We start from the raw sequence: 24,658 nt of genomic DNA on the forward strand, positions 1-24,658 counted from the left end.
GTGGTCCCGCCACGCCTCCGGAGCGCGGAAAGCGCGAGGCCCCCCGCGGCGTGACGCCGCGGGGGGCCTCTCCGGTGCGGCTGCGGATCAGCCGGCCGCCGCGTCCGCGGCGCGGGCCTTGAGGGCGCGCTCGACCCCGGCACGGCACTCCGTCACCATGCGCCGCAGCGCGGGCGCCGGATCGGCCGCCGCGAGCCAGGCGTCGGTGGCGTCCAGGGTGTCCTGGGACACCTGGAGCGCCGGGTAGAGGCCGACGATGATCTGCTGGGCCATCTCGTGGCTGCGCGAGGAGAACACGTCCGAGACCGCCGCGAAGTACCGCTGCGTGTACGGCGCCAGCAGCTCGCGCTGGTCCGGCTCGGAGAAGCCCCCGATGACCGCCTCCTGGACGGCGTTGGTGAGCGTCTCCGCCTCGACGACCGAGGCCCACGCCTCGGCCTTCGCCTCGGCCGTCGGACGCGCCGCCCGGGCGGTGGCCGCGTGCCGCTCGCCGGCCGCCGTGGCGTCCCGGCCGAGCTCGGCGGCGATGGCCTCCTCGTCGGCACGGCCGGTCGCGGCCAGCCGCTCCAGCAGGGACCAGCGCAGCTCGGTGTCGACGGCGAGGCCCTCGATCGTCTCCGTGCCGCCGAGCAGCCCGGCGATCAGGTCCAGCTGCTCCTTGGTGCGCGCCGTCGCGGCGAACGCGCGGGCCCAGGCGAGCTGGTGGTCGCCGCCCGGCGCGGCCGCGCGCAGGTGCTCCAGGGTCGCCTCGGTCCACCGGGCGAGGCCGGTCTCCCGCCACTCGGGCGCGGCGTACAGCTCCAGCGCCGTCTTCACCTGGCGGTGCAGGGACTGCACGACGCCGATGTCGGACTCCTTGCCGATGCCGGAGAGCACCAGCTCCAGGTAGTCGCGGGTGGCGAGTTCGCCGTCGCGCGTCATGTCCCACGCGGAGGCCCACACCAGGGCGCGCGGCAGGGACTCGGTGAAGTCGCCGAGGTGCTCGCGGACGGTGGCCAGCGAGACCTCGTCGAGCCGCACCTTGGCGTACGACAGGTCGTCGTCGTTGAGCAGCACGACCGCCGGGCGCTTCACTCCGGTCAGCTCGGGCACCGACGTCAGCTCGCCGTCGACGTCCAGCTCGACGCGCTGGACGCGGACCAGCTTGCCGTCCTGGAGTTCGTACGCGCCGACCGCGATGCGGTGCGGCCGCAGGATCGACTCGCCCTTGGCGCCGGCCGGCAGCGCCGGGGCCTCCTGGCGCACGGCGAAGGAGGTGATCGTGCCGTCGGCGGCGGTCTCGATCTCCGGGCGGAGGATGTTGATGCCCGCGGTCTCCAGCCACTTCTTCGACCAGGTCTTCAGGTCGCGGCCGGAGGTCTCCTCCAGGGCGGACAGCAGGTCGGTCAGGCGGGTGTTCTTCCAGGCGTGGCGCTTGAAGTACGCCTGGACGCCGGTGAAGAACGCGTCCATGCCGACGTAGGCCACCAGCTGCTTCAGGACGGAGGCGCCCTTGGCGTAGGTGATGCCGTCGAAGTTGACCTGGACGTCCTGCAGGTCGTTGATCTCCGCCATGATCGGGTGGGTGGACGGCAGCTGGTCCTGCCGGTACGCCCAGGTCTTCATGGAGTTGGCGAAGGTCGTCCAGGAGTGCGGCCACTTGCTGCCGGGCGCGTAGGCCTGGCAGGCGATGGAGGTGTAGGTGGCGAACGACTCGTTCAGCCACAGGTCGTTCCACCACTCCATGGTGACCAGGTCGCCGAACCACATGTGGGCCAGCTCGTGGAGGATCGTCTCGGCGCGCACCTCGTAGGCCGCGTCGGTCACCTTGGAGCGGAAGACGTACTGGTCGCGGATGGTGACCGCGCCCGCGTTCTCCATGGCGCCGGCGTTGAACTCCGGCACGAAGAGCTGGTCGTACTTGGCGAAGGGGTAGGGGAAGTCGAACTTCTCCTCGAACCAGTCGAAGCCCTGCCGGGTGACCGCGAAGATGGCGTCGGCGTCGAGGAACTCCGCCAGCGACGGACGGCAGTACAGGCCCAGCGGCACGCTGCGGCCGCCCTCGCCCTCCCAGGTGCTGTGCACGGCGTGGTACGGGCCGGCGATCAGGGCGGTGATGTACGTGGAGATGCGCGGGGTGGGCGCGAAGCTCCAAACGTTGCCGGCCGGCTCCGGGGTCGGGGAGTTGGAGACGACCGTCCATCCGGCCGGGGCCTTCACGGTGAAGGTGAAGGTCGCCTTGAGGTCGGGCTGCTCGAAGCAGGTGAAGACCCGGCGGGCGTCCGGGACCTCGAACTGGGTGTAGAGGTAGGCCTGCTTGTCGACCGGGTCGACGAAGCGGTGCAGGCCCTCGCCGGTGTTGGTGTACGCCGCGTCCGCGACGACCCGCAGCTCGTTGGCGCCGGCCTGCAGCGACGGCAGGGCGATGCGGCTGTCCGCGAAGACCTCGGCCGGGTCCAGCGCGGTGCCGTTGAGCACCACCTCGTGGACCGTGGGGGCGACCAGGTCGATGAAGGTCGAGGCACCCGCCTCGGCGGAGTCGAAGCGCACCGTGGTCACCGACCGGAAGGTGCCGCCCTCCTGCGCCCCGCTCAGGTCGAGCTCGATGTCGTACGCGTCCACGGTGAGCAGGCGCGCTCGCTGCCGCGCCTCCTCACGTGTGAGGTTGGTGCCGGGCACGTGTCCGTCTCCTTCGTCGGGTTTTCGGCCATCCTCGCACGCGGCGGGGGTGGAACGGCCGGGGGTTTTCCCTCGACGGGCGGGTCGTGTCCCCGGCCGCCGCCGGCTACCGGCGGTACGGGGCGCGGGCAGGGGGCGAAAGGGGCACGGGCAGGGGGCGGAAGGGGCGCGTCCGCACGTTGACACGCCCTCCGTGCGGGTGATGGGCTGTCGGACCATGACCCCGGGCAGGAGAACCGCCGCGACCCACACGGCAGCGCTCGTCGCCGCCGTCGTCGGCGGGGTGCTCGGCACCGCGCCGGCCGCCCTGGCCGCCCCGCCCGTCACCCCGGCGACGGCGCCCGGCGCCGCGGACGACACCGCGGCGGCAAGCACCGCACCCGCCGTCCACCCCCGGCCGCAGTCGCTGCGCCATCGCGGTGCCGCCGTCGCCGTGCCGGACACCGCGACCCTCGTCGCCGGGCCCGGGACCGACCCCTACGCCCTTTCCGCCCTCCGCGCGATCCTGCGCGGCGCGGGCGTGACCACGCTCCACGAGGACGCGGCGAAGCCGCGCGGGCTGGTGGTGTACGCCGGCGGCGCACCGGCCGACTCCGCGCTGCGCGCCCTGGGCGCGGCTCCCATCGGGGACCTGCCCTCCGGCGGCTACCGGCTGGCCGTGGGCCGCACCGGCGGCCGCGACGTCGTGGCGCTGGACGGGGCGGGCGAGGACGGGCTGTTCCACGCGGCGCAGACGCTGCGCCAGTTGACGACCGCCGAGGGCCTGCCGGGCGTCGTCGTCCGCGACTGGCCCGCGGCCGCGACGCGCGGCGTCGCCGAGAGCTTCTACGGCGAACCGTGGACCCGGGAGCAGCGGCTCGCCCAGCTGGACTTCCTCGGCCGCACCAAGCAGAACCGCTACCTGTACGCCCCCGGCGACGACCCCTACCGCCAGGAACGCTGGCGCGAGCCCTACCCCGCCGAGCGCCGCGCGGAGTTCCGCGAACTGTCCGAGCGGGCCCGGGCCAACCATGTGACGCCGGCGTGGGCCCTGTCGCCGGGCCAGGCCCTGTGCTTCTCCTCGCGGGAGGACCGCAGGGCGCTGCTGCGCAAGGCCGACGCGATGTGGGCCCTGGGATTCCGCGCCTTCCAGCTGCAGTTCCAGGACGTGAGCTACAGCGAGTGGCACTGCGACGCCGACGCGGACGCCTACGGCAACGGCCCCGAGGCGGCGGCCCGGGCGCAGGCCGACGTGGCCGGCGTGCTCGCCGCCCACCTGGCGGAGCGCCACGGGGCCGTCGTACCGCTGTCGCTGCTGCCGACGGAGTACTACCAGGACGGCGCCACCGAGTTCCGCCGCGAGCTGGCCCGGGTGCTCGACCCGGGGGTCGAGGTGGCGTGGACGGGCGTCGGCGTCGTCCCGGGGGAGATCACCGGGCGGCAGGTCGCCGACGCGCGGGCGGCGCTGCAGCACCCGCTGCTGACGATGGACAACTACCCGGTCAACGACTTCGCCGAGGACCGGATCTTCCTCGGCCCCTACACCGGGCGCGAGCCCGCGGTCGCGACCGCCTCGGCGGGTCTGCTGGCCACGGCGATGCGCCAGCCCGCCGCGTCCCGGATCGCGCTGTTCACCGTGGCCGACTACGCGTGGAACCCGCGCGGATACGACCGCGCGGCCTCCTGGCGCGCCGCGATCGACGACCTGGCGGGCCCCGAACCCGGGGCGCGCGACGCGCTGCACGCACTGGCGGGCAACCAGGCCTCCTCGGCGCTGGACGAGGGTGAGTCGGCGTATCTTCGGCCGCTCATCGCGGAGTTCCTGGACGCCTATGCCGGCGGCGGCCGGGAACGGGTGGAGAAGGCGGCCGCCCGGCTGCGCGAGGCGTTCACCACGATGCGCGGCGCCCCCGAGCGCCTGGACGGACTGGCGGGCGGTTCCTTCGGCGGCGAGGTGCGGCCGTGGCTGAGCCAGCTGGCCCGGTACGGCTCGGCGGGCGAGCACGCCGTCGACATGCTGGTCGCGTTGCGCGCCGGCGACGGCACCGGGGCGTGGAAGGACCGCCTGGCGCTGGAGCGCGCCCGCCGGCGGATAGCGAACAGCCCGGCGACCGTGGGCCACGGGGTGCTCGACCCGTTCCTGGCCAAGTCGCTCGCCACGGCGGACGCGTGGACCGGCGTGCGCACCGCAGGCCGCAAGGCCACCGCCACCCTGGGCTCGGCGCGTTCCACCGACCTGTCGCTGATGACCGACGGCAAGGACGGCACCGCCTGGGCCAGCGACGCCCCGCCGCAGCGGGACGACACCTTCGGGGTCGACCTGGGCGCCACCCGCACGATCCACAGCGTGCGCGTCGCCATGGGCGCCGAGCAGCCCGGCCCCGAGCGCGACGACTACCTGCGCGAAGCGGTGCTGGAGTACTCGGCGGGCGACGAGGGCGGCTGGCGGACCGCCGCCACGGTGAACGACGACCGCACGGTGACCGCGCGGCTGCCCGAGGGCACCCGGGCCCGGTACGTGCGGCTGCGCGCGACCGCGCCGCAGGAGAACGCCGTGTCGGTACGGGAGTTCACCGTCACCACGGAGGACGACGGCGCCTCCGGTGTCTACGCGGCCGACCCCTCGGCCCTGGCGGCCTCCGACGGCGACGCCACGACCACCGTCCGCGTGCCCGCCGAAGGGCTGACCCTGGAGTACGGCTCGGCCCGCCCGCTGGAGGCGCTGACCGTGCTCACCGACACCGGGCCGGGGGCCGCGGGGTCGGTGGAGGTGCGGGTGCCCGGCCAGGGCTGGCGCCGGCTCGGTGCGCTGGGCGGCGGCTGGACCGAACTGCCCGCGCAGGGCCTGCGGGCCGAGGCGGTCCGGGTCACCCCCTCGGCGGGGGCCCACCCGCCGGTCGTGCACGAAGTCGTGCCCTGGTACGCGGACCGGCCCGCGGCCCGGATGACGCTGGACCGCACGGAGACCGACCTCGAACTCGGCGGCGCCCCCGCGACCGTCACGGCGGAGCTGACCGACGCCTCGCCCTCGGCGGCCACGGTGTCGCTGACCGCCGAGGCCCCGAAGGGCGTCGAGGCCGTGACACCCGGTGAGGTCGAACTGCCGCGCGGCGGCAAGGTCGTGGTGCCGGTGCGGCTCTCCCTGCCCGTGGACGGCGTGCCCGGCGTGTACGAGGTGCCGCTGGCGTTCCGCGCCGAGGGCCGCACCGTGCGGCAGACCGTCACCGTGCACGCCTATCCGCGCACCGGTGGCCCGGACCTCGCAGCGGGCGCCCCGGCCACCTCCTCCGGCGACGAGACGGCGGACTTCCCGGCCTCGGCGCTGACCGACGGCGACCCCGCGACCCGCTGGTCCTCTCCGGTGCAGGACGACGCCTGGGTGCAGGCCGAACTGCCGCGGGCCACCAGGGTCGGCCGGGTCGTGCTGCGCTGGCAGGACGCGTACGCCTCCCGCTACACGGTCCTGACCTCGGCCGACGGGCAGAGCTGGCACACCGCGGCGGTGGTCTCCGACGGCCGCGGCGGCACCGAGTCCGTACGGCTGGAGGCCCCGTCCGACGCGCGCTTCATCCGCGTGCAGGGGCTGGAGCGCGGCACCAAGTACGGCTACTCGCTGTACTCGATGCAGGCGTACGCCGTCACCGGCTGACCCGGCACCGTCCGCCCTTCCCAACCCGCCGCCCTCCGGGGGCCGTTGCGCTACGGACGCGCGGGTGTCACTATTCACTCAGTACATGTATTGAGTGAATAGAAGGGGGGACGTCGCATGAGCACCGGCAACGTCCTGCTGGGTCTGCTCGCCGCCGGTCCGGGCCACGGCTACGACCTCAAGCGGCGGCACGACGAACGCTTCCCCGAAGCCCGCCCCCTCGCGTACGGACAGGTCTACACGAGCCTGCAGCGCCTGGTGCGCGACGGCCTCGCCGAGGTCGACGCCACGGAGAGCGACGGCGGCCCGGAGCGCACCACCTACCGGCTCACCGAGCGGGGCTCGCTGACCCTGCGGACCTGGCTCGGCGAACCCGTACCGCCCGCGCCCGTCAGCGCGGCCAACGAGATCTTCGCCAAGGTCACGGCGATCATCGCCTCCGGCTTCGGCGACCCGGCCGCCTTCCTGCGCCTCCAGCGCGCCGCCCACCTCGCGCGGATGCGCGAGCTCACCGCCGTGAAGACCGTGGCCGGCGCCCCGCTGTCGGCCGTGCTCTCCGCCGACTACGCCCTCACCCATCTCGACGCCGACCTGCGCTGGATGGACAACGCCGCGCAGCGCCTCGGCGCACTGGCCGAGGAGGTCACCTCAGCATGACGACACCTCTGATCGAGGCCCGCGGCCTCGTCAAGCGGTACGGCACCACCGACGCGTTGCGCGGCGCCTCGCTGCGCCTGCTGCCCGGGGAGGTGCTGGCCGTCACCGGACCGAGCGGCAGCGGGAAGTCCACCCTGCTGCACTGCATGGCGGGGATCGTCCGGCCCGACGAGGGCGAGGTCCGCTACGGCGCCGAGCGCCTCGACCAGGCGGGCGAGAACCGCCGCTCCACCCTGCGGCGCACCGACTTCGGCGTCGTCTTCCAGTTCGGGCAGTTGGTCGGCGAACTGACCGCCCTCGACAACGTGGCCCTGCCGCTGCTGCTGGCCGGGACCTCGCGCGCCGCGGCCCACAAGAGCGCCGGCACCTGGCTGGAGCGCTTCGGCGTCCTCGGCCAGGCAGGACTGCGCCCCGGTGAGATGTCCGGCGGCCAGGGCCAGCGCGTCGCCCTGGCCCGCGCCATGGTCACCGCGCCCAAGGCGGTCTTCGCGGACGAGCCGACCGGTGCCCTGGACTCCCTGGCCGGCGAGCAGGTCATGACCGCCCTCGTCCACGCCGCCCGCGAGTCCGGCACCTCCGTGCTGCTCGTCACCCACGACGCCCAGATCGCGGCGTACGCGGACCGTGAGGCGACCGTCCGGGACGGCGTCGTCGAGACCGAGGACGAGCCCGCCGCGGAGGTGACCCGGTGAGCGCGCTGCGCTCGGACGCCCTCCTGGCCTGGGCCATGCTGCGCGGCTCCCCGCGCAGCGAGCGGTGGCGCCTCGCGCTGACCGGGCTGGGCGCGGCCCTGGGAACGGGCTTCGCGCTCGCGGCCGCGGTCGTGGCGGTGATCGGCACCCGGTACGGGGGCGGGCCTCCCTCGTACACCAACGGCCTGCTCAACGAGGGCGGCCTGCGGCCGGGGGTGATCACGGCCCTGCTGCTGCTCATCGTGCCGGTGCTGGCCTTCGTCGGGCAGTGCACACGGATCGGCGCCCTGCAGCGCGAGCGGCGGTTCGCCGCGCTGCGGCTGGCCGGGGCCACCCCGCGCCAGGTCCGGCGGATCGGCGCCCTGGAGACGGCCGCCGCGTGCGGCGTCGGGTCGCTGGCGGGTCTGACCGGCTTCCTGGCGCTGCGGCTGGTCCTGCACGCGGGTCAGCAAGCCGGCGGCGGGGACGGCGGCCCGCAGCAGCGTGCCCTGACCTGGCCGACCGACGTACCGGTGCCGTGGGCGGCGTTCCTCGCGGTGGTGCTGGGCCTGCCCCTGCTGGCGACCCTGGAGGCGTGGTTCACCCTGCGTCGGGCGGCCACCGATCCGCTGGGGGCGGCCGTGCGGCGGCGCCGCCCGCGGCGCTTCCGCAGGGTCAGGCTGCTGCCGGGCCCGCTGGCCCTGCTGGCGGCCACCGGGCTCCTGCTGATGGCGATGTCCAGGAAGCTCGGCCCCGACACGCCGTTCTTCGCGGCCACGGGCCTCGTCCTGCCCCTGTACCTCTTCGGGCTGCTGACCAGCTCCGCCGGGATGGCCGCCGCCATGGGGCGGCTGGCCTCGCGGTCCGGCCGCCCGGCCCTGATGATCGCCGGCAAGCGGCTGCGGGCGGACCCGTGGGCGGCGTCCCGGGCGCACACGGCGGTGATGCTCGCGGCCCTGATCGGGGTGGGGTACCTCACCGTACGGCGGGTGGCCCTCGACGCGCTGCGGGCCGAGCCCGAGCACCACCCCGACCTCGCCTTCTACGTCGGCGGGTACAACCTGGCCGGGCTCGCGCTGCTCATCGGCGTCGCCGTCACCATCAGCGGGCTGGCGGTGAGCGTCGCCGAGTCGCTGACGGCCCGGCGCCGGACGCTGGCTGCACTGGCCGCGGCCGGGACCCCGCGGAAGGTGCTGCGCCGGGCGGTGCTGCTGGAGACCGCGCTGCCCCTGGCACCGGCGATCGTGCTCAGTGCGGCCTGCGGCCTGGCGGTCACGGGCCCGTTTCTGGTCGCCCGGGCGTGGAGCGCGCGTCCCCTGCTGGAGGCCGCGCTGCTCGCGGGCGGTCTGCTGGCCGCGTCCCTGCTGGCCACGGCCGCCTCACTGCCGCTGCTGCGCTACAGCGTCCACCCGGCGCAGCTGCGCTACGAGTAGCGGCGCGCGGGGCGCGGAGAGGGGCCCCGGACCGGCACGGGGGTGCGGTCCGGGGCCCTGAGCCCGGTCCGGGACGGTTCAGGACAACACGAAGGCCCGGTCTCAGGCGGATATGCCGTCGATCCGGGCCATGGCGTCCTCCGCGCCGAATGGCTGCAGGTATGGCAGCCAGCGCGGGTCCCTATGCCCCGTCCCGATGATCCGCCAGGCGAGGCCCGACGGCGGGGCGGGTTGGTGGCGCATCCGCCAGCCGAGCTCGGCGACATGGCGGTCGGCCTTGAGATGGTTGCACCTGCGGCATGCCGCGACCACGTTGTCCCACGTGTGCTGGCCTCCGCGGCTGCGCGGGATCACGTGGTCGACGCTGGTTGCGACGGCTCCGCAGTACGCGCACCGGCCGCCGTCCCGGGCGAACAGCGCCCGCCGGGTCAGGGGCACGGGGCCGCGAAAGGGGACTCGGACGAACTTGGTGAGCTTGACGACACTCGGGGCGGGGACAGTACAGGTCGCGCTGTGCATATAGGCGCCGGATTCCTCGAGGCACACGGCCTTCTTGTTCAGCACGAGGATGAGCGCGCGGCGGAGCGGTACGACGCCGAGCGGCTCGTACGACGCGTTGAGGACCAGGACATGCGGCACGGGTGCCTCCTTTTACGCCGGCGGCGCGTGGCTCGCGCCGGGACGATCTGCCCACAGTCTCTCCGGAAGCCCGGTCACGGCGCCACCATGACCGGGTAACGGAGCGAGGGTGTTTTCAACCACACCCCCTCTACATGCCCTGAATCACCGCACGTCGCGCTCGAACAGCACAACGGGACACATCGCCTCCCCCGTTAGTGTGGGAAGCCTGCCCAACCCGGAGGTTTCCGCCCGTGCCCCCATCGCCGTCCACCGCCACGACGATCGACGACGCCCAGAAGAGCGCTACCGACGCCGCCGACTACATCAGCCAGAACTGGGCGGACTGGCTGTCCGCCGGGCTGCGCATCCTGCTGATCCTGGTGATCGCGCTGGTGCTGCGGTCGGTGGTCCGCCGCATGATCACCAAGTTCATCGAGCGCATGAACCGCGGCGCCGAGGTCGCGGCGACGAGCGCGCTGGGCGGACTGCTGGTCAACGCCGAGCGGCGGCGGCAGCGCAGCGAGGCGATCGGCTCGGTGCTGCGCAGCGTGGCCTCGTTCGTGATCATGGGGACGGCGGCGCTGACCGTGCTGTCCGTACTGAAGATCAACCTGGCTCCGCTGCTGGCCAGCGCGGGTGTGGCCGGTGTGGCCATCGGCTTCGGCGCGCGGAACCTGGTGACCGACTTCCTCTCCGGCGTCTTCATGATCCTGGAGGACCAGTACGGCGTCGGGGACGTCATCGACGCGGGCGTCGCCAGCGGCACCGTGGTCGAGGTCGGGCTGCGGGTGACCAAGCTGCGCGGCGACAACGGCGAGATCTGGTACATCCGCAACGGCGAGGTCAAGCGGATCGGCAACCTCAGCCAGGGCTGGGCGACGGCCGTGGTGGACGTCCAGGTCGGCTACGGGGAGGACCTGGACCGGGCCCGCACGGTGATCGAGGAGGCCGCGGCCGCGATGGCCAAGGACCAGCCGTGGGACGAGGTGCTCTGGGAGCCGGTCCAGGTGCTGGGCCTGGAGTCGGTGACCTCCGACTCGGTCCTGATCCAGGCGCAGGTCAAGACCATGCCGGGCAAGTCGGCGGCGGTCGCCCGGGAGCTGCGCTGGCGGATCAAGCGGGCCTTCGACGCGGCCGGGATCGCGATCGTCGGCGGCACCCCGCAGGCCGTGGAGGAGGACGAGCCCGCCGACCCCTCGGCCGCCGTCGCCCCGCCGTCGGCGCTCGCCAACCCCGCCTCCCCGCAGGCCCTGGCGGCCCAGCCGCTGACCCCCGCGCAGGCGTCCTCCCAGCCGAGCACCCTCAAGTAGCGAACGCCGCCCCCCCAGGGGCGCCGGGCACCGCCCGGCGCCCCTTTTCCGTGTCCCCGCGCGACCGGTAACGCTTTGGCGGCGACCTCGCGAACCGCCCTTGACGCTCCGGCTACGGGCGCCTACCTTGCCTTTCACCAACAGGAAAGTTTCCTAACTACCAACAGGGGGCACACCCGCCCCTCTGACCCCACCCAGCCCACCAGCCCCGTGCCGTAGCCTGCGGCGCGAGCCGTCACGACGAGGGAGGACGAGACCGTGGCCGGTACCCCCGGAAGCCCAGGCACACCTGGCACCCCCGGCACACCGCGCGTACTGCGGGCGATGAACGACCGTGCCGCGCTCGACCTGCTCATCGAACACGGCCCGCTCTCCCGGACCCGGATCGGCAAGCTCACCGGCCTGTCGAAGCCCACCGCCTCCCAGCTGCTCGCCCGCCTGGAGGCGGCCGGGCTGGTCCTGGCCACCGGCACGACCGCCGGACGCCCGGGCCCCAACGCACAGCTGTACGCGGTCAACCCCGCGGCCGCGCACGTCGCCGGCCTCGACGTGACGACCGAGCGCATCCGTGCCGCCGTCGCCGACATCACCGGCCGGGTGGCCGGCGGGTTCGAGCTCGCCACCCCCGGCCGCGGCCGGCGCGGGCAGGGCGGCGCCGTCGAGCAGGTCGTCCAGGCCGTCGACGGCGCGGTCAAGGCGGCCGGACTGCACCGCACCGACCTGCACCGGATCGTCGTCGGCACCCCCGGCGCCTTCGACCCCAGCACCGGCCGGCTGCGCTACGCCAGCCATCTCCCCGGCTGGCACTCCCCCACCCTGCTGGACGAGCTGGCCGCCGCCCTGCCCGTCCCCCTGGAGTACGACAACGACGTGAACCTCGCCGCCGTCGCCGAGCAGCGGCTCGGCGCGGCCCGGGACCACGACGACTTCGTCCTGCTGTGGAACGAGGAGGGCATCGGCGCGGCCATCGTGATCGGCGGCCGGCTGCACCGCGGCTGGACCGGCGGCGCCGGCGAGGTCGGCTTCATGCCAGTGCCCGGGACGCCCCTGGTCCGGCACGTCGCCAAGGCCAACGCCGGCGGTTTCCAGGAACTGGCCGGCTGCAACGCGGTGCTGCGCATCGCGCGGGAACTGGGACTGACCGTACCGCGGGGGACGCAGGCCGAGGGTGCCTCGGCGCTGCTCGCCGCGGCGGCGGGGACCGGTGACGGCGCGCACGCGGAACTGCTGAGACGCTTCGCCACCGGGCTCGCCATCGGGCTGGCCTCGCTGGTGACCGTCCTCGACCCCGGACTGATCGTCCTGGCCGGCGGGGTGATCGCCGCGGGCGGGGAGCCGCTGCGCTCCCTGGTCCAGTCCGAACTGGCCGAACTGGCCGTGCCCCGGCCCCGGCTGGTGCTCGGCGGCGTACCGGACGACCCCGTCCTGTCCGGCGCGCTGCAGAGCGCCCTCGCCACCACCCGCGACGAGGTGTTCGACACCTCCCGCTGAACGCAACAGCCCACCCATCCCACCCACCCGCACACACAGCGGACGGACCCGCCCCGGGTCCCTCCGCCGGTCTCGCACACCCTCGAACCGCCCGAAGTCCCCCGGAGGAAGCGAAGTGTCCGGTTCCACCAAGACGGCCGCGGCCGCCGTCGCGGCCGCCGCCGCGATAACCCTGCTGACGAGCGCGTGCACAGGCTCCGCCAACAACACCGCAGGCGACGACCCCAGCAAGGACGTGACCATCACCTTCTGGCACGGCTGGTCCGCGCCCAGCGAGGTGAAGGCGATCGACGCCAACGTCAAGGCCTTCGAGAAGGCCCACCCCAACATCCACGTCAAGGTGCAGGGCAACATCACCGACGACAAGATCAACCAGGCGCTGCGGGCCGGCGGCCCCAACGCCCCGGACGTCGTCTCCTCCTTCACCACCGACAACGTCGGCAAGTTCTGCTCGTCCAACGCCTTCGCCGACCTGGACCCGTTCCTGAAGAAGGCCGGCATCGACCCGGCCGCCACCTTCCCCAAGCCGATGCTGGAGTACACCCAGTTCGAGGGGAAGCGCTGCACGCTGCCGCTGCTCGGCGACGCCTACGGCCTCTACTACAACAAGGACGCCTTCAAGGCCGCCGGGATCGCCTCCCCGCCCAAGACGCTCTCGGAGTTCAAGGCCGACGCGGTCAAGCTCACCAAGAGCAAGGGCGACTCCTACTCCCAGCTCGGCTTCATGCCGAACTTCCACGGCTACGAGTCCACCACCACGCACCTGGCCGCGCAGTGGGGCGCGAAGTACTTCGACGCGGACGGCACGTCGAACGTCGCCAAGGACCCCGGTTTCGCGGCCATGTTCACCTGGCAGCAGGACATGGTGAAGGCGCTCGGCGGCTTCAAGAAGCTGGAGAAGTACCGGTCGGGCTTCGGTGACGAGTGGGGCGCCAAGAACCCCTTCCACACCGGCCAGGTGGCCATGGCCATCGACGGGGAGTGGCGGGCCGGCATGGCAAAGGAGGCGGGCACGAAGTTCGAGATCGGCGTCGCCCCCTTCCCCGTGCCGGACGACCAGGCCGACACCTACGGCAAGGGCTACCTGTCGGGCACGATCATCGGCGTCGCCAACACCAGCGCCAAGAAGAACGCGGCCTGGGAACTGGTGAAGTACATGGCCACCGACACCGACGCGGTGGTGGCCTTCTCCAACGCCATCCACAACGTGCCGTCCACGCTCGCCGCGCTCAAGTCGCCGGACCTGGACGCCGATCCGCTCTTCCGCACCTTCGTGGAGATCGCGCAGAACCCGAACAGCACCACCACCCCCGCCAGCGTCAACGGCGGCACCTACCAGCTGACCCTGCAGGACTTCGGCTACGCCTACGAGGCCGGCAAGCAGAGCGACCTGGCGGCGGGGCTCAAGGGCGTCGACGAGCAGGTCGACAAGGACATCGCGCAGGCCCGTTGATGAGCGCCGTCCACCCGATGCTGAGGGCGAAGCGCCGCCGTGAGGCGCTTCGCATCCTCGCCTTCATGTCGCCCTGGCTGATCGGCTTCAGCGTCTTCTTCGCGTACCCGCTGGTCTCGACCGTCTACTTCTCCTTCATGAAGTACGACGGGTTCGCCGCCCCGACCTGGAACGGCGTCAGGAACTGGTCGTACGTCTTCAACGACTACCCGTTCTTCTGGCCGGCGCTGCGCAACACCCTGTGGCTGGTCGTGGTCATGGTCAGCCTGCGGGTCGTGTTCGGTCTGGGGATCGGACTGCTGATCACGAAGATCAAGACCGGTGCGGGACTGTTCCGCACCGCCTTCTACCTGCCCTACCTGGCCCCGCCGGTGGCCGCGACGATGGCCTTCGCCTTCCTGCTCAACCCCGGCACGGGACCCGTCAACCACCTGCTGGGCAAGGCCGGACTGCCGACGCCCGGCTGGTTCAACGACCCGACGTGGTCCAAGCCGGCCCTCACGCTGCTGGCGCTGTGGGGCATCGGCGACCTCATGGTCATCTTCATGGCCGCGCTGCTCGACGTGCCCAAGGAGCAGTACGAGGCCGCCGAGCTGGACGGCGCCGGGCCCTGGGCGAGGTTCCGCTACGTCACGCTGCCGAACATCTCCCCCATCCTGATGTTCGCCGTCGTGACCGGCGTGATCCAGACGATGCAGTACTACACACAGCCCCTGGTCGCGGGGAAGGTCGCCAGCGGCGTCATCGGCGGCTCCGGCCAGCAGTTCGAGCCGGGCTACCCGGAGAAGTCCACGCTGACCCTGCCGCAACTGGTCTACAACCTCGGCTTCCAGCGCTTCGACACCGGCTCGGCCTGTGTGATCGCCCTCGTGCTCTTCGCGCTCGCCATGGCCTTCACCGCGCTCCTCATGCGCCGCCGCAGCGGCTTCCTGACGGCGGAGGACTGACGCCCATGACCACCCACGCCACCCTCGCCCCCTCCGCCACGGCGCCCGCCACCGGTCTCCCCTCCGGTGCGCGGCGCGCCGCGGCCCGCAAGGCGGCGCTGCACTGGATCGCGGTGCACGCCCTCGGCATCGCCGCCGCGCTCTTCTTCGTCCTGCCGTTCGTCTTCGTCTTCCTCACCGCGGTGATGAGCGACAGCCAGGCCCTCACCCGCGACCTGTGGCCGAGGACCTGGGAGTGGGGCAACTTCACCACCGTCTGGGACACCCCCGGGTTCCTCACCTGGTGGCGCAACACCCTGCTGTACGCGGGCCTCGGCACGGTGCTGACCGTCGTCTCCAGCACGCCGGTCGCCTACGCGCTGGCCAAGTTCCGCTTCCGCGGCCGCAACCTGTCGATGATGCTCGTGATCTCCACGATGATGCTGCCCCCGCAGGTCGTCATCGTGCCGATGTACCTGTTCTGGGCGAAGCAGCTGCACATGTCGGGCACGCTGTGGCCGCTGATCATCCCGATGGCCTTCGGCGACGCCTTCAGCATCTTCCTGCTGCGGCAGTTCCTGCTGACCATCCCCAAGGAGTACACGGACGCGGCCCGGGTCGACGGCTGCGGCGAACTGCGCACGATGCTGCGTGTCGTGCTGCCGATGGCGAAGCCGGCCATCGCGGCGGTGGCGCTGTTCCAGTTCTTCTACTGCTGGAACGACTACTTCGGCCCGCAGATCTACGCGAGCGAGAACCCGGCGGCCTGGACCCTCAGCTACGGCCTGGAGTCCTTCAAGGGCGCCCACCACACCAACTGGAATTTGACGATGGCCGCGACGGTGCTGGTCATGGCACCCGTGATCGTCGTCTTCTTCTTCGCGCAAAAGGCCTTCATCGAAGGCGTGACGTTGACGGGAGTCAAGGGATGAAGCTGGCGGTCGTGGGCGGCGGGTCCACGTACACCCCGGAACTCATCGACGGTTTCGCACGGTTGCGGGAGACGCTGCCGATCGAGGAGCTGGTCCTGGTGGACCCGGCCGAGGACCGGCTGCGGCTGGTCGGCGGGCTCGCCCGGCGGATCTTCGCCCGGCAAGGCCACCCCGGCACCGTGACCACCACCTCCGACCTGGACGCGGGCGTGGCCGGCGCGGACGCCGTACTGCTGCAGCTGCGCGTCGGCGGCCAGGCCGCCCGGGCGCAGGACGAGGCCTGGCCGCTGGAGTGCGGCTGCGTCGGCCAGGAGACCACCGGCGCGGGCGGCCTCGCCAAGGCGCTGCGCACGGTGCCGGTGGTTCTGGACATCGCCGAGCGGGTCCGCCGGGCCGCCCCGGATGCCTGGATCATCGACTTCACCAACCCGGTCGGCATCGTGACGCGCGCCCTGCTGCAGGCCGGCCACAGGGCCGTCGGGCTGTGCAACGTCGCCATCGGCTTCCAGCGCAGGTTCGCCGGGCTGCTCGGCGTGACGCCCGAGCAGGTCCACCTGGACCACGTCGGCCTCAACCACCTCACCTGGGAACGCGGAGTCCGGATCGGCGGCCCCGAGGGCGAGGACGTCCTGCCGAAACTGCTCGCCGAGCACGCCGACGGCATCGCCGGCGACCTCCACCTGCCCCGCGCGGTGCTGGACCGGCTGGGCGTGGTGCCCTCGTACTACCTGCGCTACTACTACGCCCACGACGAGGTCGTACGGGAGATGCGGACCAAGCCCTCCCGGGCCGCAGAGGTGGCCGCCATCGAGGCGGAACTGCTGGAGATGTACGGGGACGAGACCCTCGACGAGAAGCCGGAGCTGCTCTCCCGGCGCGGCGGGGCCTACTACTCCGAGGCCGCCGTGGCACTCGCCTCCTCCCTCCTGCGGGACACCGGCGACGTCCAGGTCGTCAACACACTCAACAACGGCACCCTCCCCTTCCTCCCCGACGACGCCGTCATCGAGGTCCCGGCCACCGTGGACGCGAACGGGACGCACCCGCTGCCCGTCCCGCCCCTGGACCCGCTGTTCGGCGGTCTGGTCGCGAACGTCACCGCCTACGAGGACCTGGCGCTGACCGCCGCCGTGCACGGCGGCCGCGACCGGGTGTTCAAGGCCCTGCTGTCGCACCCCCTCGTCGGCCAGTACGAGTACGCCGAGGCCCTGACCGACCGTCTGATCGCGCACAACCGGGAGCACCTCGCGTGGGCCTGAACCCTCTCGTCGCCGACGGCGTGCTCGCCGTCGACGCCGGCAACAGCAAGACCGACGTGGCCCTCGTCGCCGCCGACGGGACGGTGCTCGGCACCGCCCGCGGCGGCGGGTTCCAGCCGCAGATCGTCGGCACCGAGGCGGCGGTCGAGGTGATCGCGCGCATCGTGGAGCGGGCCGCGGACGCCGCCGGCCTGTCCCCGCGGCCCGGCGAGCCGCTGGTGCGGCACGTCTCCGCGTGCCTGGCCAACGCCGACCTGCCCGTCGAGGAGCAGCAGCTCGAACTCGCGGTCCACGCCCGCGGCTGGGGCGAGGGCACCCGCGTCGCCAACGACACCTTCGCCCTGCTGCGCGCGGGCGTCGACGGGCCGCGCGGGGTCGCCGTGGTGTGCGGGGCCGGCATCAACTGCGCGGGCATGCTCCCGGACGGCCGTACGGCCCGCTTCCCGGCCATCGGCCACCTCTCCGGCGACTGGGGCGGCGGGGCGGGGCTTGCCGACGAGGCCCTGTGGTGGGCGGCGCGCGCCGAGGACGGCCGCGGCGGCGCCACCGCGCTCGCCGCCGCGCTCCCCGCGCACTTCGGGCTGACCTCGATGTACGCGCTGATCGAGGCGGTGCACCTGGGCCGTATCGCGGTCTCCCGCAAGCACGAGCTGACGCCGGTCCTCTTCGCTACCGCACAGGACGGCGACCCGGTCGCCCGGGCGATCGTGGAGCGGCAGGCCGAGGAGATCGTGGTCATGGCCACGGTCGCGCTGCGCCGGCTCGGCCTCCTCGACGAGGAGGCCGACGTCGTCCTCGGAGGCGGTGTGCTGGCCGCCCGTCACCCCCTGTTGATGGACTCCGTGACCGCCCTGCTGGCCGCTGCGGCGCCGAAGGCCGTCCCCAAGGTGGTCACCTCCCCGCCGGTGCTGGGCGCCGCCCTGCTGGGCCTGGACCGCACCGGAGCGGCGGCCGAGGCGCACGCGCGGCTGCGGGCGCACTACGAATCGGTGGGCTCCGTGTCGTGACCGGCGCGCACGCCGGGGGAACCGAACACACTCCCCCGTGCGTGGTGAGCTGCGAGCGGGCGGCGCGCGGGGGGACCCCACGGGCGGCAGACGGGCGGTGTCGGACGGCAAGATCCACGCAATCCCTGGGTGGATGCCGGTGACGACGGCCATACTGCTGGTCATGGGCTCGTCGCGCGTACGCGCGGGCGAACGGGTCGGGGGGAGGGCCGGCAGGTGACACGGACGCCGATGGAGACGGAGTCGCCGACCGTGCGGGGGGACACCCCCGCACCCGGCGGCAGGCGACCACGGGCGTGGGTGGAGCAACCACGCGCGTGGCGCGCCGCGGCCACCACGGAACCGGGCAGGCTGCGCATCGTGGGCGCGCTGCTGGCCCTGCTCGTCGTCGCGTTCGGCGCGGTGACGGCCTGGCAGATCACCGAGCGCTCGGCCGCGGCCGACGACGTGATCCACCACAGCGGGCCGCTGAGCGCCCGCGCCGCGGACATCTACCGCTCGCTCGCCGACGCGGACGCCACCGCCGCCGGCGGCTTCCTCGCCGGCGGCGACGACCCCGAGCAGGACCGCGAGCGGTACGCCCGGGACATCGAGATCGCCTCGCGGAACATCGCCGAAGCGGCGGCCAGTTCCGAGGACTCCGCCCAGGCGCGGGCCCGCCTGGAGCGGCTGAACCAGCGGCTGTCGGTCTACACCGGCCTGGTCGAGCGGGCCCGCGCCAACAACCGCCAGGGCTTCCCCGTCGGCGGGGCGTACCTGCGGCGCGCCAACAGGATGATGAACGAGGAGATCCTCCCGGACGCCAAGCAGTTGTGGACGATCGAGACCGCGCGGCTGGGTGAGGACTACGAGGACGCCAAGGCCCTGCCGCTGGCCGCCTGGGCGCTCGGCGCCGTCGGGCTCGGCGCGCTGGTGTGGGCGCAGCGGCGCTCGTACCGGCGCACCCACCGGGTGTTCAACCCGGGCATGGTGGCCGGCACGGTGGCCACCGCCGTGGTGCTGCTGTGGCTGGTCGCCGGGCACGGCGTCGCCCGCGCGAAGCTCGACGAATCGTACGCGCACGGGGCGCAGTCGCTGCAGGTCCTCAACGAGGCCCGGATCCAGACCCTGCAGGCCCGGGGCAACGAGAATCTGACGCTCGTGGCCCGCGGCGGCGGGGACGCCTACAGCGCTGCCTACGACAAGCAACTGCAGGGCCTGGCGGGCACGGACGCCGACGGGAGGACGGGCCTGCTGGCGCAGGCACTCGACCTCGCCGACGACGACCGGGGCCGCAAGAGCATCACCTCGGCGATGGAGGCCGCGAAAGCCTGGTGGGGACTGCACGGCGAGGCCCGCACGAAGGACGACGAGGGCAACTACCTGGACGCCGTGGCCCAGACGATCGGCGGCACGTACGAGGACGGCAAGCGGCCCGAGCAGTACACCGGCTTCTGCTTCGACCAGGTCGACACCAACCTCGAACGTGCCGTCGCCCATGAGCAGCAGGAGTTCGAACGGGCCGCCGCCGACGGGCGCGGCGCGCTGGGCGGGCTGGTGCCGGGGGCCGCGGCTCTGGCGGTGCTCGGCGCCGCGGGCGCGGTGCTCGGCATCGGGCGCCGGCTGTCGGAGTACCGGTGAGCGGGGGGAGGCCGCTGATGGGACGCGAGGAGCGTGGGTGGCGCGTGCGGGGCTGGGCGACCGTGGTCTCGGCGGCGGCGCTGGTCGCGGCCGCGGCGGCCGGCGCCGTGCTGCCGCTGCAGGACGGCAGGGACGGTGACGGCGGGCCGCGGGCCGGGACGACGGCCACGGGGGCACCCGCCGCCGCGCCGGGGAAGGCGTCGGCGGACGACGACTGCGGCGGGCACCCGGAGGCGAGCCTGCGGCCGTCCTCCGCGAGCGGTCCGGCGGTCGAACGGATCAGGAAGCGCGGCAAACTCGTCATCGGTGTCGACCAGAACGGCTACCGCTGGAGCTACCGCGACCCGGTCTCCCGGAAGATCGTCGGCTTCGACATCGACCTGGCCAAGGCCATCGCCAAGGACATCCTCGGCAGCGAGGACGCCATCCTCTACAAGACGGTGCCGACCGCCAAGCGCTTCGACGCCGTCAACAACCGCGACGTGGACCTGCTGGTGCGCACCGTGAGCATCACCTGCGAACGGATCAAGGAGAAGCACATCGCCTTCTCCACCGCCTACTTCAAGGCGGGTCAGCAACTGCTGGTCCCCCGTCAGGGTTCGGCGGTCAAGGGGTTCGACGCCTCCGTGAAGGGGAAACGGATCTGCGTCGCCGAGGGGAGCACCGCTCAGGCCGAGCTGGACAAGGAGAAGGATCGGCTGCGGCCCCGCGTCCTCCTCGTGGCGAACCAGCTGGACTGCCTGGTGATGCTGCAACTCGGCGAGGCCGACGCCGTCTTCACCGACAACGCGCTCGCCGCCGGCCAGGCCGCCCAGGACCCGGCGGTGCGGCTGGTGGGCAGGCCGGTCACCACCGAGTACTACGGCGTGGCGATGAACGAGCAGGACACCGACCTGGTGCGCCGGGTCAACAAGGTGCTGGAGGACTACCGCAGCGGTGGCCCGGACAGCCATTGGATGCAGGCGTACCGTACCTGGCTGGAGGCGGACCTTCCCGGCATCGAGGGGCCGCCGGAACCGCTCTACAAGGACTGACGGGCAGCACGGGGACCGGCGGGAGAGAAGGAAGGTGCGATGGCGGTCGCGGGACCATCCGGACCGGCGATGAGCCGTGAGGACGTCGACCGTGCCCTGGCACGGCTCGGTGACGAGCGGGACGCGATCGAGGCGTCCCTGCTGGCGCTGCAGGACCACTCCGGCCGCAGGCTGCTGGAGGGCGCGGCGCTCAGCGGTGCCACCAAGGAGCGCTGGGCGGCGGCCGAGCAGGCGATCGCCCTGCTGTGGGCGCACTTCGACACCTACACCGAGGCCCTGACCACCGCCCGGGGGCTGCGCGGCCGCCGCCGCTGGCCCACCCAGAGCGAACTGCGGGAGCTGACCGAGCTGTTGCGCGGCTCCGGCGTCACCGTCTCCGGCGGCGCCGTGCCGGAGGCGGCGCGGGGCCTGACGGGTCCGGCCCGGCTGAGCGAGCGGATCAGCCTGGAGCAGCTGCTGGCGCGGATGAACGAGTGGTACGCGCGGGTGATGGACGTGGTGTCCGCCGCCGACGCGGTGTGGTCGGCGCTGCCCGCCCGTATCGACCTGCTGGTCGCGGAGGCGCAGCGGGTCCGTTCGCTCGCCGAGTCCGTCGGCGTGCGTCCCGGCACCCATCCGTCGGGCGACGACCTCGCGGGGATGCTGGACTCGCTGGCGGCGCTGCGCGCCGAGGTGGTCTGCGACCCGCTCGCCTTCTGGTCTGGCGGCCGGCCCGACACGGGGCGCTACGACCGGGCCGGGCGGACCCTGGAGGACATACGGCGCGAGGTCGAGGCCGTGCTGCACGTCCGCGACGACGCCGACCACCGGCTGATGCGGCTGCGGGACGTCCTGTCGCGCGCCGACCGCACCCTCACCGAGGCGCGCAGCGCCCGGGTGGAGGTGCTGGCCAAGATCGCGGCCTCGGAGGTGCCCGCGGTCAGCGGGGCGCCGGTCGCACTGCACGAACAGCTCTCCGCGGCGGTCGACTTCCGCAGGACCGGCCAGTGGCACCGGCTCTCACCGCTGCTGGACGGTCTCGAACAGCGCGCCGACGAGGAACTGCTGCGCGCCCGCGAGTCGCTGACCGCGGTCACCGCGCCGCTGGCCGTCCGCGCCGAACTGCGCGGCCGGCTGGACGCCTACCGGGCGAAGGTGGCGCGGCACGGCATGGCCGAGGACCCGCTCCTGATGGAGCGGTACGACCACGCGCGGCGTCTGCTGTGGAGCGCGCCGTGCGACCTGCGCGCCGCGGAGAACGCGGTGCTGCGCTATCAGCGGGCGGTCGCCGAATTGCTGGTGCCGGGGCAGGCGGAACCTGCCGACCACAGGGGGGATGCACGATGAACTGCCAGCGTCCGGGGTGCGACGGGACGATCGAGGACGTCGGCGGGGGTGAGCTGTTCTGCGACACCTGCGGCCTGGCGCCGCTCGGCGCCGCGGCGGGGACGGCCGCCGGCCGGGGCGCCGGAGGCTCGTCGCAGCCGTCACCGACCTCACAGCCGTCACATGCCACCGGGACCGGCCCGGGCTCCGCCGCCTCCTCGCGCTCCTCGCGGACCTCGGGCACGTCCCGCTCCTCGCGCCGCTCGGTGTCCGGGCGGCTGTCCCGCTCGCTCAGCGGCGGCACGAGCACCGCCTCCGTCTCCGTGCGCAGTTCGCGCTCCGGCTCCAGCGGCCCGACCCGCGGCAAGCTGGGCGCCGGCCTGGTGAACGTACCGCCCATCCCCCGGCCCGACCCGGCCGCCGCCGTGCTGCAGGACCCGCAGGTACCCGAGCGGAAGCGGTTCTGCAGCAGGGGCGACTGCGGCGCGCCGGTCGGGCGCAGCCGCGGCGACCACCCCGGGCGCACCGAGGGCTTCTGCACCAAGTGCGGCCACCCGTACTCGTTCACCCCCAAGCTGCGGGCGGGCGACGTGGTGCACGGGCAGTACGAGGTGGTGGGCTGCCTGGCGCACGGCGGCCTGGGCTGGATCTACCTGGCCGTGGACCGGGCGGTCAGCGACCGCTGGGTGGTGCTCAAGGGCCTGCTCGACACCGGCGACGAGGACGCGCTGGCCGCGGCGGTCTCCGAGCGCCGCTTCCTCGCCGAGATCGAGCACCCCAACATCGTGCGGATCTACAACTTCGTCGAGCACCTCGACCCGCGGGGCGGCACCCTCGACGGCTACATCGTCATGGAGTACGTCGGCGGGAAGTCCCTCAAGGAGATCGCCAACGAGCGCCGGGGCCCCGACGGCAGACGCGAGCCGCTCCCCGTCGACCAGGCCATCGCCTACGCCATCGAGGCCCTGGACGCCCTCGGCCACCTGCACAGCCGCAACCTGCTCTACTGCGACTTCAAGGTCGACAACGCCATTCAGACCGAGGACCGGCTGGAACTCATCGACATGGGCGCCGTCCGCAGGACGGACGACCAGGACAGCCCGATCTACGGGACGGTCGGCTACCAGGCGCCCGAGGTGCCCGAGGTCGGCCCGTCCGTCGCCTCGGACCTGTACACGGTGGCGCGGACGCTGGCCGTGCTCACCTTCGACTTCCAGGGCTACACGAACGTGTTCGTGGACAGCCTGCCGGACCCGGACGGCATCGAGGTCTTCTCCCGCTACGAGTCCTTCTACCGGCTGCTGGTGCGGGCCACCGACCCCGACCCGGGCCGGCGCTTCGCCTCCGCGGAGGAGATGAGCGAGCAACTGCTGGGCGTGCTGCGCGAGGTCGTGGCGCTCGGCTCCGGCAAGCCGCGGCCCGCGCTGTCCACCCTGTTCGGCCCGGAACTGCGGGTGGCCGACACCGAGTTGCTGGCGCCCGCCCAGGACGCCTCGGCCCTGGGCGACCGCGGCGCGAACGGCGGGCGCAGGGGCGCCGCGCCGGTCCTGCCCGCCGCGCGCCCGGCCGGGCCCGTCCTGCCCCCGTCGTCGCCTGCGGTGCCCGGCCCCGGCGGGTACGGCTCCGCCGTGCCGGGCCCGCCGTTCACTGTCCCCGCCCAGCGGACCGGCCCGGCGCTCCCGGCGGCCGGGCCGGCCGTCTCGTCGCTCGACGTGAGGACGGCGGCGCTCTCGCTGCCCGTGCCGCACGTCGACCCCGCCGACCCCAACGCCGGTTTCCTGGCCGGTCTCGCGGCCGCCGCCCCGTCGGAGCTGGTGGCCGCCCTCCAGGCGGCGCCGGTGCAGTCCCCCGAACTGAGGCTGCGCAGGGTGCGCGCCCGGCTCGACAGTGACGACGCGCCCGCGGCCGTCGAGGAGCTGCGGAGAGTGCAGGAGGAGCATCCCGACGACTGGCGCGTGGTGTGGCACCGCGGCCTGACCGCGCTCGTCACCCGCGACGACGGCACCGCCGCGCTGTCGTTCGACGCGGTCTACGACGCCTTCCCCGGCGAACCCGCCCCCAAGCTGGCGCTGGGCGTCTGCGCCGAGGTCCTGGGCCAGCTGGACAACGCCGCCGAGTACTACCGGCTCGTGTGGACCACCGACCAGAGCTTTGTGAGCGCGGCCTTCGGCCTGGCCCGCGTGCTGCTCGCCGCGGGCGACCGCGCGGGGTCGGTGGCCGCCCTGGAGTCGGTCCCCGAGTCCTCGATCCACTACACGGCCGCGCGGGTGGCGGCCGTTCGCGCCCGGCTGCGCGGACGCGCCCCGCAGGAACCCCTCCTGGACGACCTGCGGGCCGCGGCCCGGCAGGTCGAGGACCTGCAGCGGCTGGGCCTGGACACGCGGCTGCGCGAGCAGCTCTCCACCGAGGTGCTGGGCAGCGCGCTGGACTGGGTGCTGGCCGGGCAGCAGGGCGCGGCGGGAGTCCCGTCCGTCCCGTCCGCGGAATCCGCCACGCCCGGGCTCCTGGGCCGGGACCTGGACGAACGGGGGCTGCGCTTCGGCCTGGAACACTCGTACCGGGTACTGGCCCGGCTCGCCGACCAGGGCCGCACAAGGATCGAACTGGTGGAGCGCGCCAACCGCCTCCGCCCCCGGACGTGGGTGTAACCGCC

At 73.6% G+C, this 24,658-nt stretch carries 17 protein-coding genes; 15 read left to right on the plus strand and 2 right to left on the minus strand.

Translation table 11 applies throughout. The annotated features are described in order from the left end of the window. Positions 1–87 precede the first annotated feature (87 nt). Entirely contained in the window at positions 88–2,658 is a 2,571-nt protein-coding gene (gene pepN, locus CHF15_RS29590; RefSeq protein WP_089226954.1) for an aminopeptidase N, read from the minus strand. 217 nt (positions 2,659–2,875) lie between these two features. Between pepN and CHF15_RS29595 the strand changes: the two genes are divergently transcribed. The 4 genes from CHF15_RS29595 to CHF15_RS29610 all read left to right on the plus strand — a co-directional run bounded on the left by CHF15_RS29595 (position 2,876) and on the right by CHF15_RS29610 (position 9,047). Beyond that, a complete protein-coding gene (locus CHF15_RS29595) occupies positions 2,876–6,286 on the plus strand; it encodes a beta-N-acetylglucosaminidase domain-containing protein (protein WP_089226955.1) in 3,411 nt (1,136 codons plus the stop codon). A 117-nt stretch (positions 6,287–6,403) separates the two neighbouring features. Continuing rightward, positions 6,404–6,943, plus strand: coding sequence for a PadR family transcriptional regulator (locus CHF15_RS29600; protein ID WP_089226956.1), 540 nt, complete (start codon positions 6,404–6,406; stop codon positions 6,941–6,943). Then, positions 6,940–7,635, plus strand: coding sequence for an ABC transporter ATP-binding protein (locus CHF15_RS29605; RefSeq protein ID WP_089226957.1), 696 nt, complete (start codon positions 6,940–6,942; stop codon positions 7,633–7,635). The genes CHF15_RS29600 and CHF15_RS29605 overlap by 4 nt, the downstream gene beginning before the upstream one ends. Continuing rightward, a complete protein-coding gene (locus CHF15_RS29610) occupies positions 7,632–9,047 on the plus strand; it encodes an ABC transporter permease (protein ID WP_245939094.1) in 1,416 nt (471 codons plus the stop codon). The genes CHF15_RS29605 and CHF15_RS29610 overlap by 4 nt, the downstream gene beginning before the upstream one ends. Before the next feature lie 102 nt (positions 9,048–9,149). Here CHF15_RS29610 and CHF15_RS29615 read toward each other — a convergent pair whose 3' ends face one another. After that, on the minus strand, positions 9,150–9,686 hold the full coding sequence (locus tag CHF15_RS29615; protein ID WP_089226958.1) for an HNH endonuclease: 537 nt from the start codon (positions 9,684–9,686) through the stop codon (positions 9,150–9,152). Positions 9,687–9,919: 233 nt separating this feature from the next. On the opposite strand from CHF15_RS29615, the gene CHF15_RS29620 reads away from it, so the two are divergent. The 11 genes from CHF15_RS29620 (at position 9,920) to CHF15_RS29670 (ending at position 24,653) form a co-directional block, all read left to right on the plus strand. Further along, on the plus strand, positions 9,920–10,978 hold the full coding sequence (locus CHF15_RS29620; protein ID WP_089226959.1) for a mechanosensitive ion channel family protein: 1,059 nt from the start codon (positions 9,920–9,922) through the stop codon (positions 10,976–10,978). Between the two features lie 324 nt (positions 10,979–11,302). After that, on the plus strand, positions 11,303–12,469 hold the full coding sequence (locus tag CHF15_RS29625) for an ROK family transcriptional regulator (protein WP_089226960.1): 1,167 nt from the start codon (positions 11,303–11,305) through the stop codon (positions 12,467–12,469). 115 nt (positions 12,470–12,584) lie between these two features. After that, entirely contained in the window at positions 12,585–13,922 is a 1,338-nt protein-coding gene (locus CHF15_RS29630; protein ID WP_089226961.1) for an ABC transporter substrate-binding protein, read from the plus strand. Next, on the plus strand, positions 13,922–14,869 hold the full coding sequence (locus CHF15_RS29635; protein ID WP_089226962.1) for a carbohydrate ABC transporter permease: 948 nt from the start codon (positions 13,922–13,924) through the stop codon (positions 14,867–14,869). The genes CHF15_RS29630 and CHF15_RS29635 overlap by 1 nt, the downstream gene beginning before the upstream one ends. A 5-nt stretch (positions 14,870–14,874) precedes the next feature. Further along, on the plus strand, positions 14,875–15,780 hold the full coding sequence (locus tag CHF15_RS29640) for a carbohydrate ABC transporter permease (protein ID WP_089226963.1): 906 nt from the start codon (positions 14,875–14,877) through the stop codon (positions 15,778–15,780). Then, the gene (locus CHF15_RS29645; protein WP_089226964.1) at positions 15,777–17,039 is read left to right on the plus strand and encodes a 6-phospho-beta-glucosidase; all 1,263 of its coding nucleotides are present in this window, start codon (positions 15,777–15,779) and stop codon (positions 17,037–17,039) included. The genes CHF15_RS29640 and CHF15_RS29645 overlap by 4 nt, the downstream gene beginning before the upstream one ends. Continuing rightward, complete coding sequence (locus CHF15_RS29650) at positions 17,030–18,046, plus strand: N-acetylglucosamine kinase (RefSeq protein WP_245939095.1); 1,017 nt, start codon at positions 17,030–17,032, stop codon at positions 18,044–18,046. Before CHF15_RS29645 ends, CHF15_RS29650 begins: the two co-directional genes overlap by 10 nt. A 231-nt stretch (positions 18,047–18,277) precedes the next feature. Next, positions 18,278–19,666, plus strand: a complete 1,389-nt coding sequence (locus CHF15_RS29655; protein ID WP_179280019.1) for a hypothetical protein — start codon at positions 18,278–18,280, stop codon at positions 19,664–19,666. A 17-nt stretch (positions 19,667–19,683) separates the two neighbouring features. Next, positions 19,684–20,700, plus strand: a complete 1,017-nt coding sequence (locus tag CHF15_RS29660; protein WP_089226965.1) for a glutamate ABC transporter substrate-binding protein — start codon at positions 19,684–19,686, stop codon at positions 20,698–20,700. A 69-nt stretch (positions 20,701–20,769) separates the two neighbouring features. Then, positions 20,770–22,026 (plus strand): hypothetical protein, encoded by a 1,257-nt coding sequence (locus CHF15_RS29665; RefSeq protein WP_089226995.1) that lies wholly within the window; start codon positions 20,770–20,772, stop codon positions 22,024–22,026. After that, positions 22,023–24,653 carry a serine/threonine-protein kinase gene (locus CHF15_RS29670; protein WP_089226966.1) on the plus strand — a complete coding sequence of 877 codons (2,631 nt, stop codon included), beginning with the start codon at positions 22,023–22,025 and terminating at the stop codon, positions 24,651–24,653. The genes CHF15_RS29665 and CHF15_RS29670 overlap by 4 nt, the downstream gene beginning before the upstream one ends. Positions 24,654–24,658: the final 5 nt, after the last annotated feature.

The sequence above is a fragment of the Actinacidiphila glaucinigra genome, from assembly GCF_900188405.1.
GTDB classification, from domain to species: Bacteria; Actinomycetota; Actinomycetes; order Streptomycetales; family Streptomycetaceae; genus Actinacidiphila; species Actinacidiphila glaucinigra.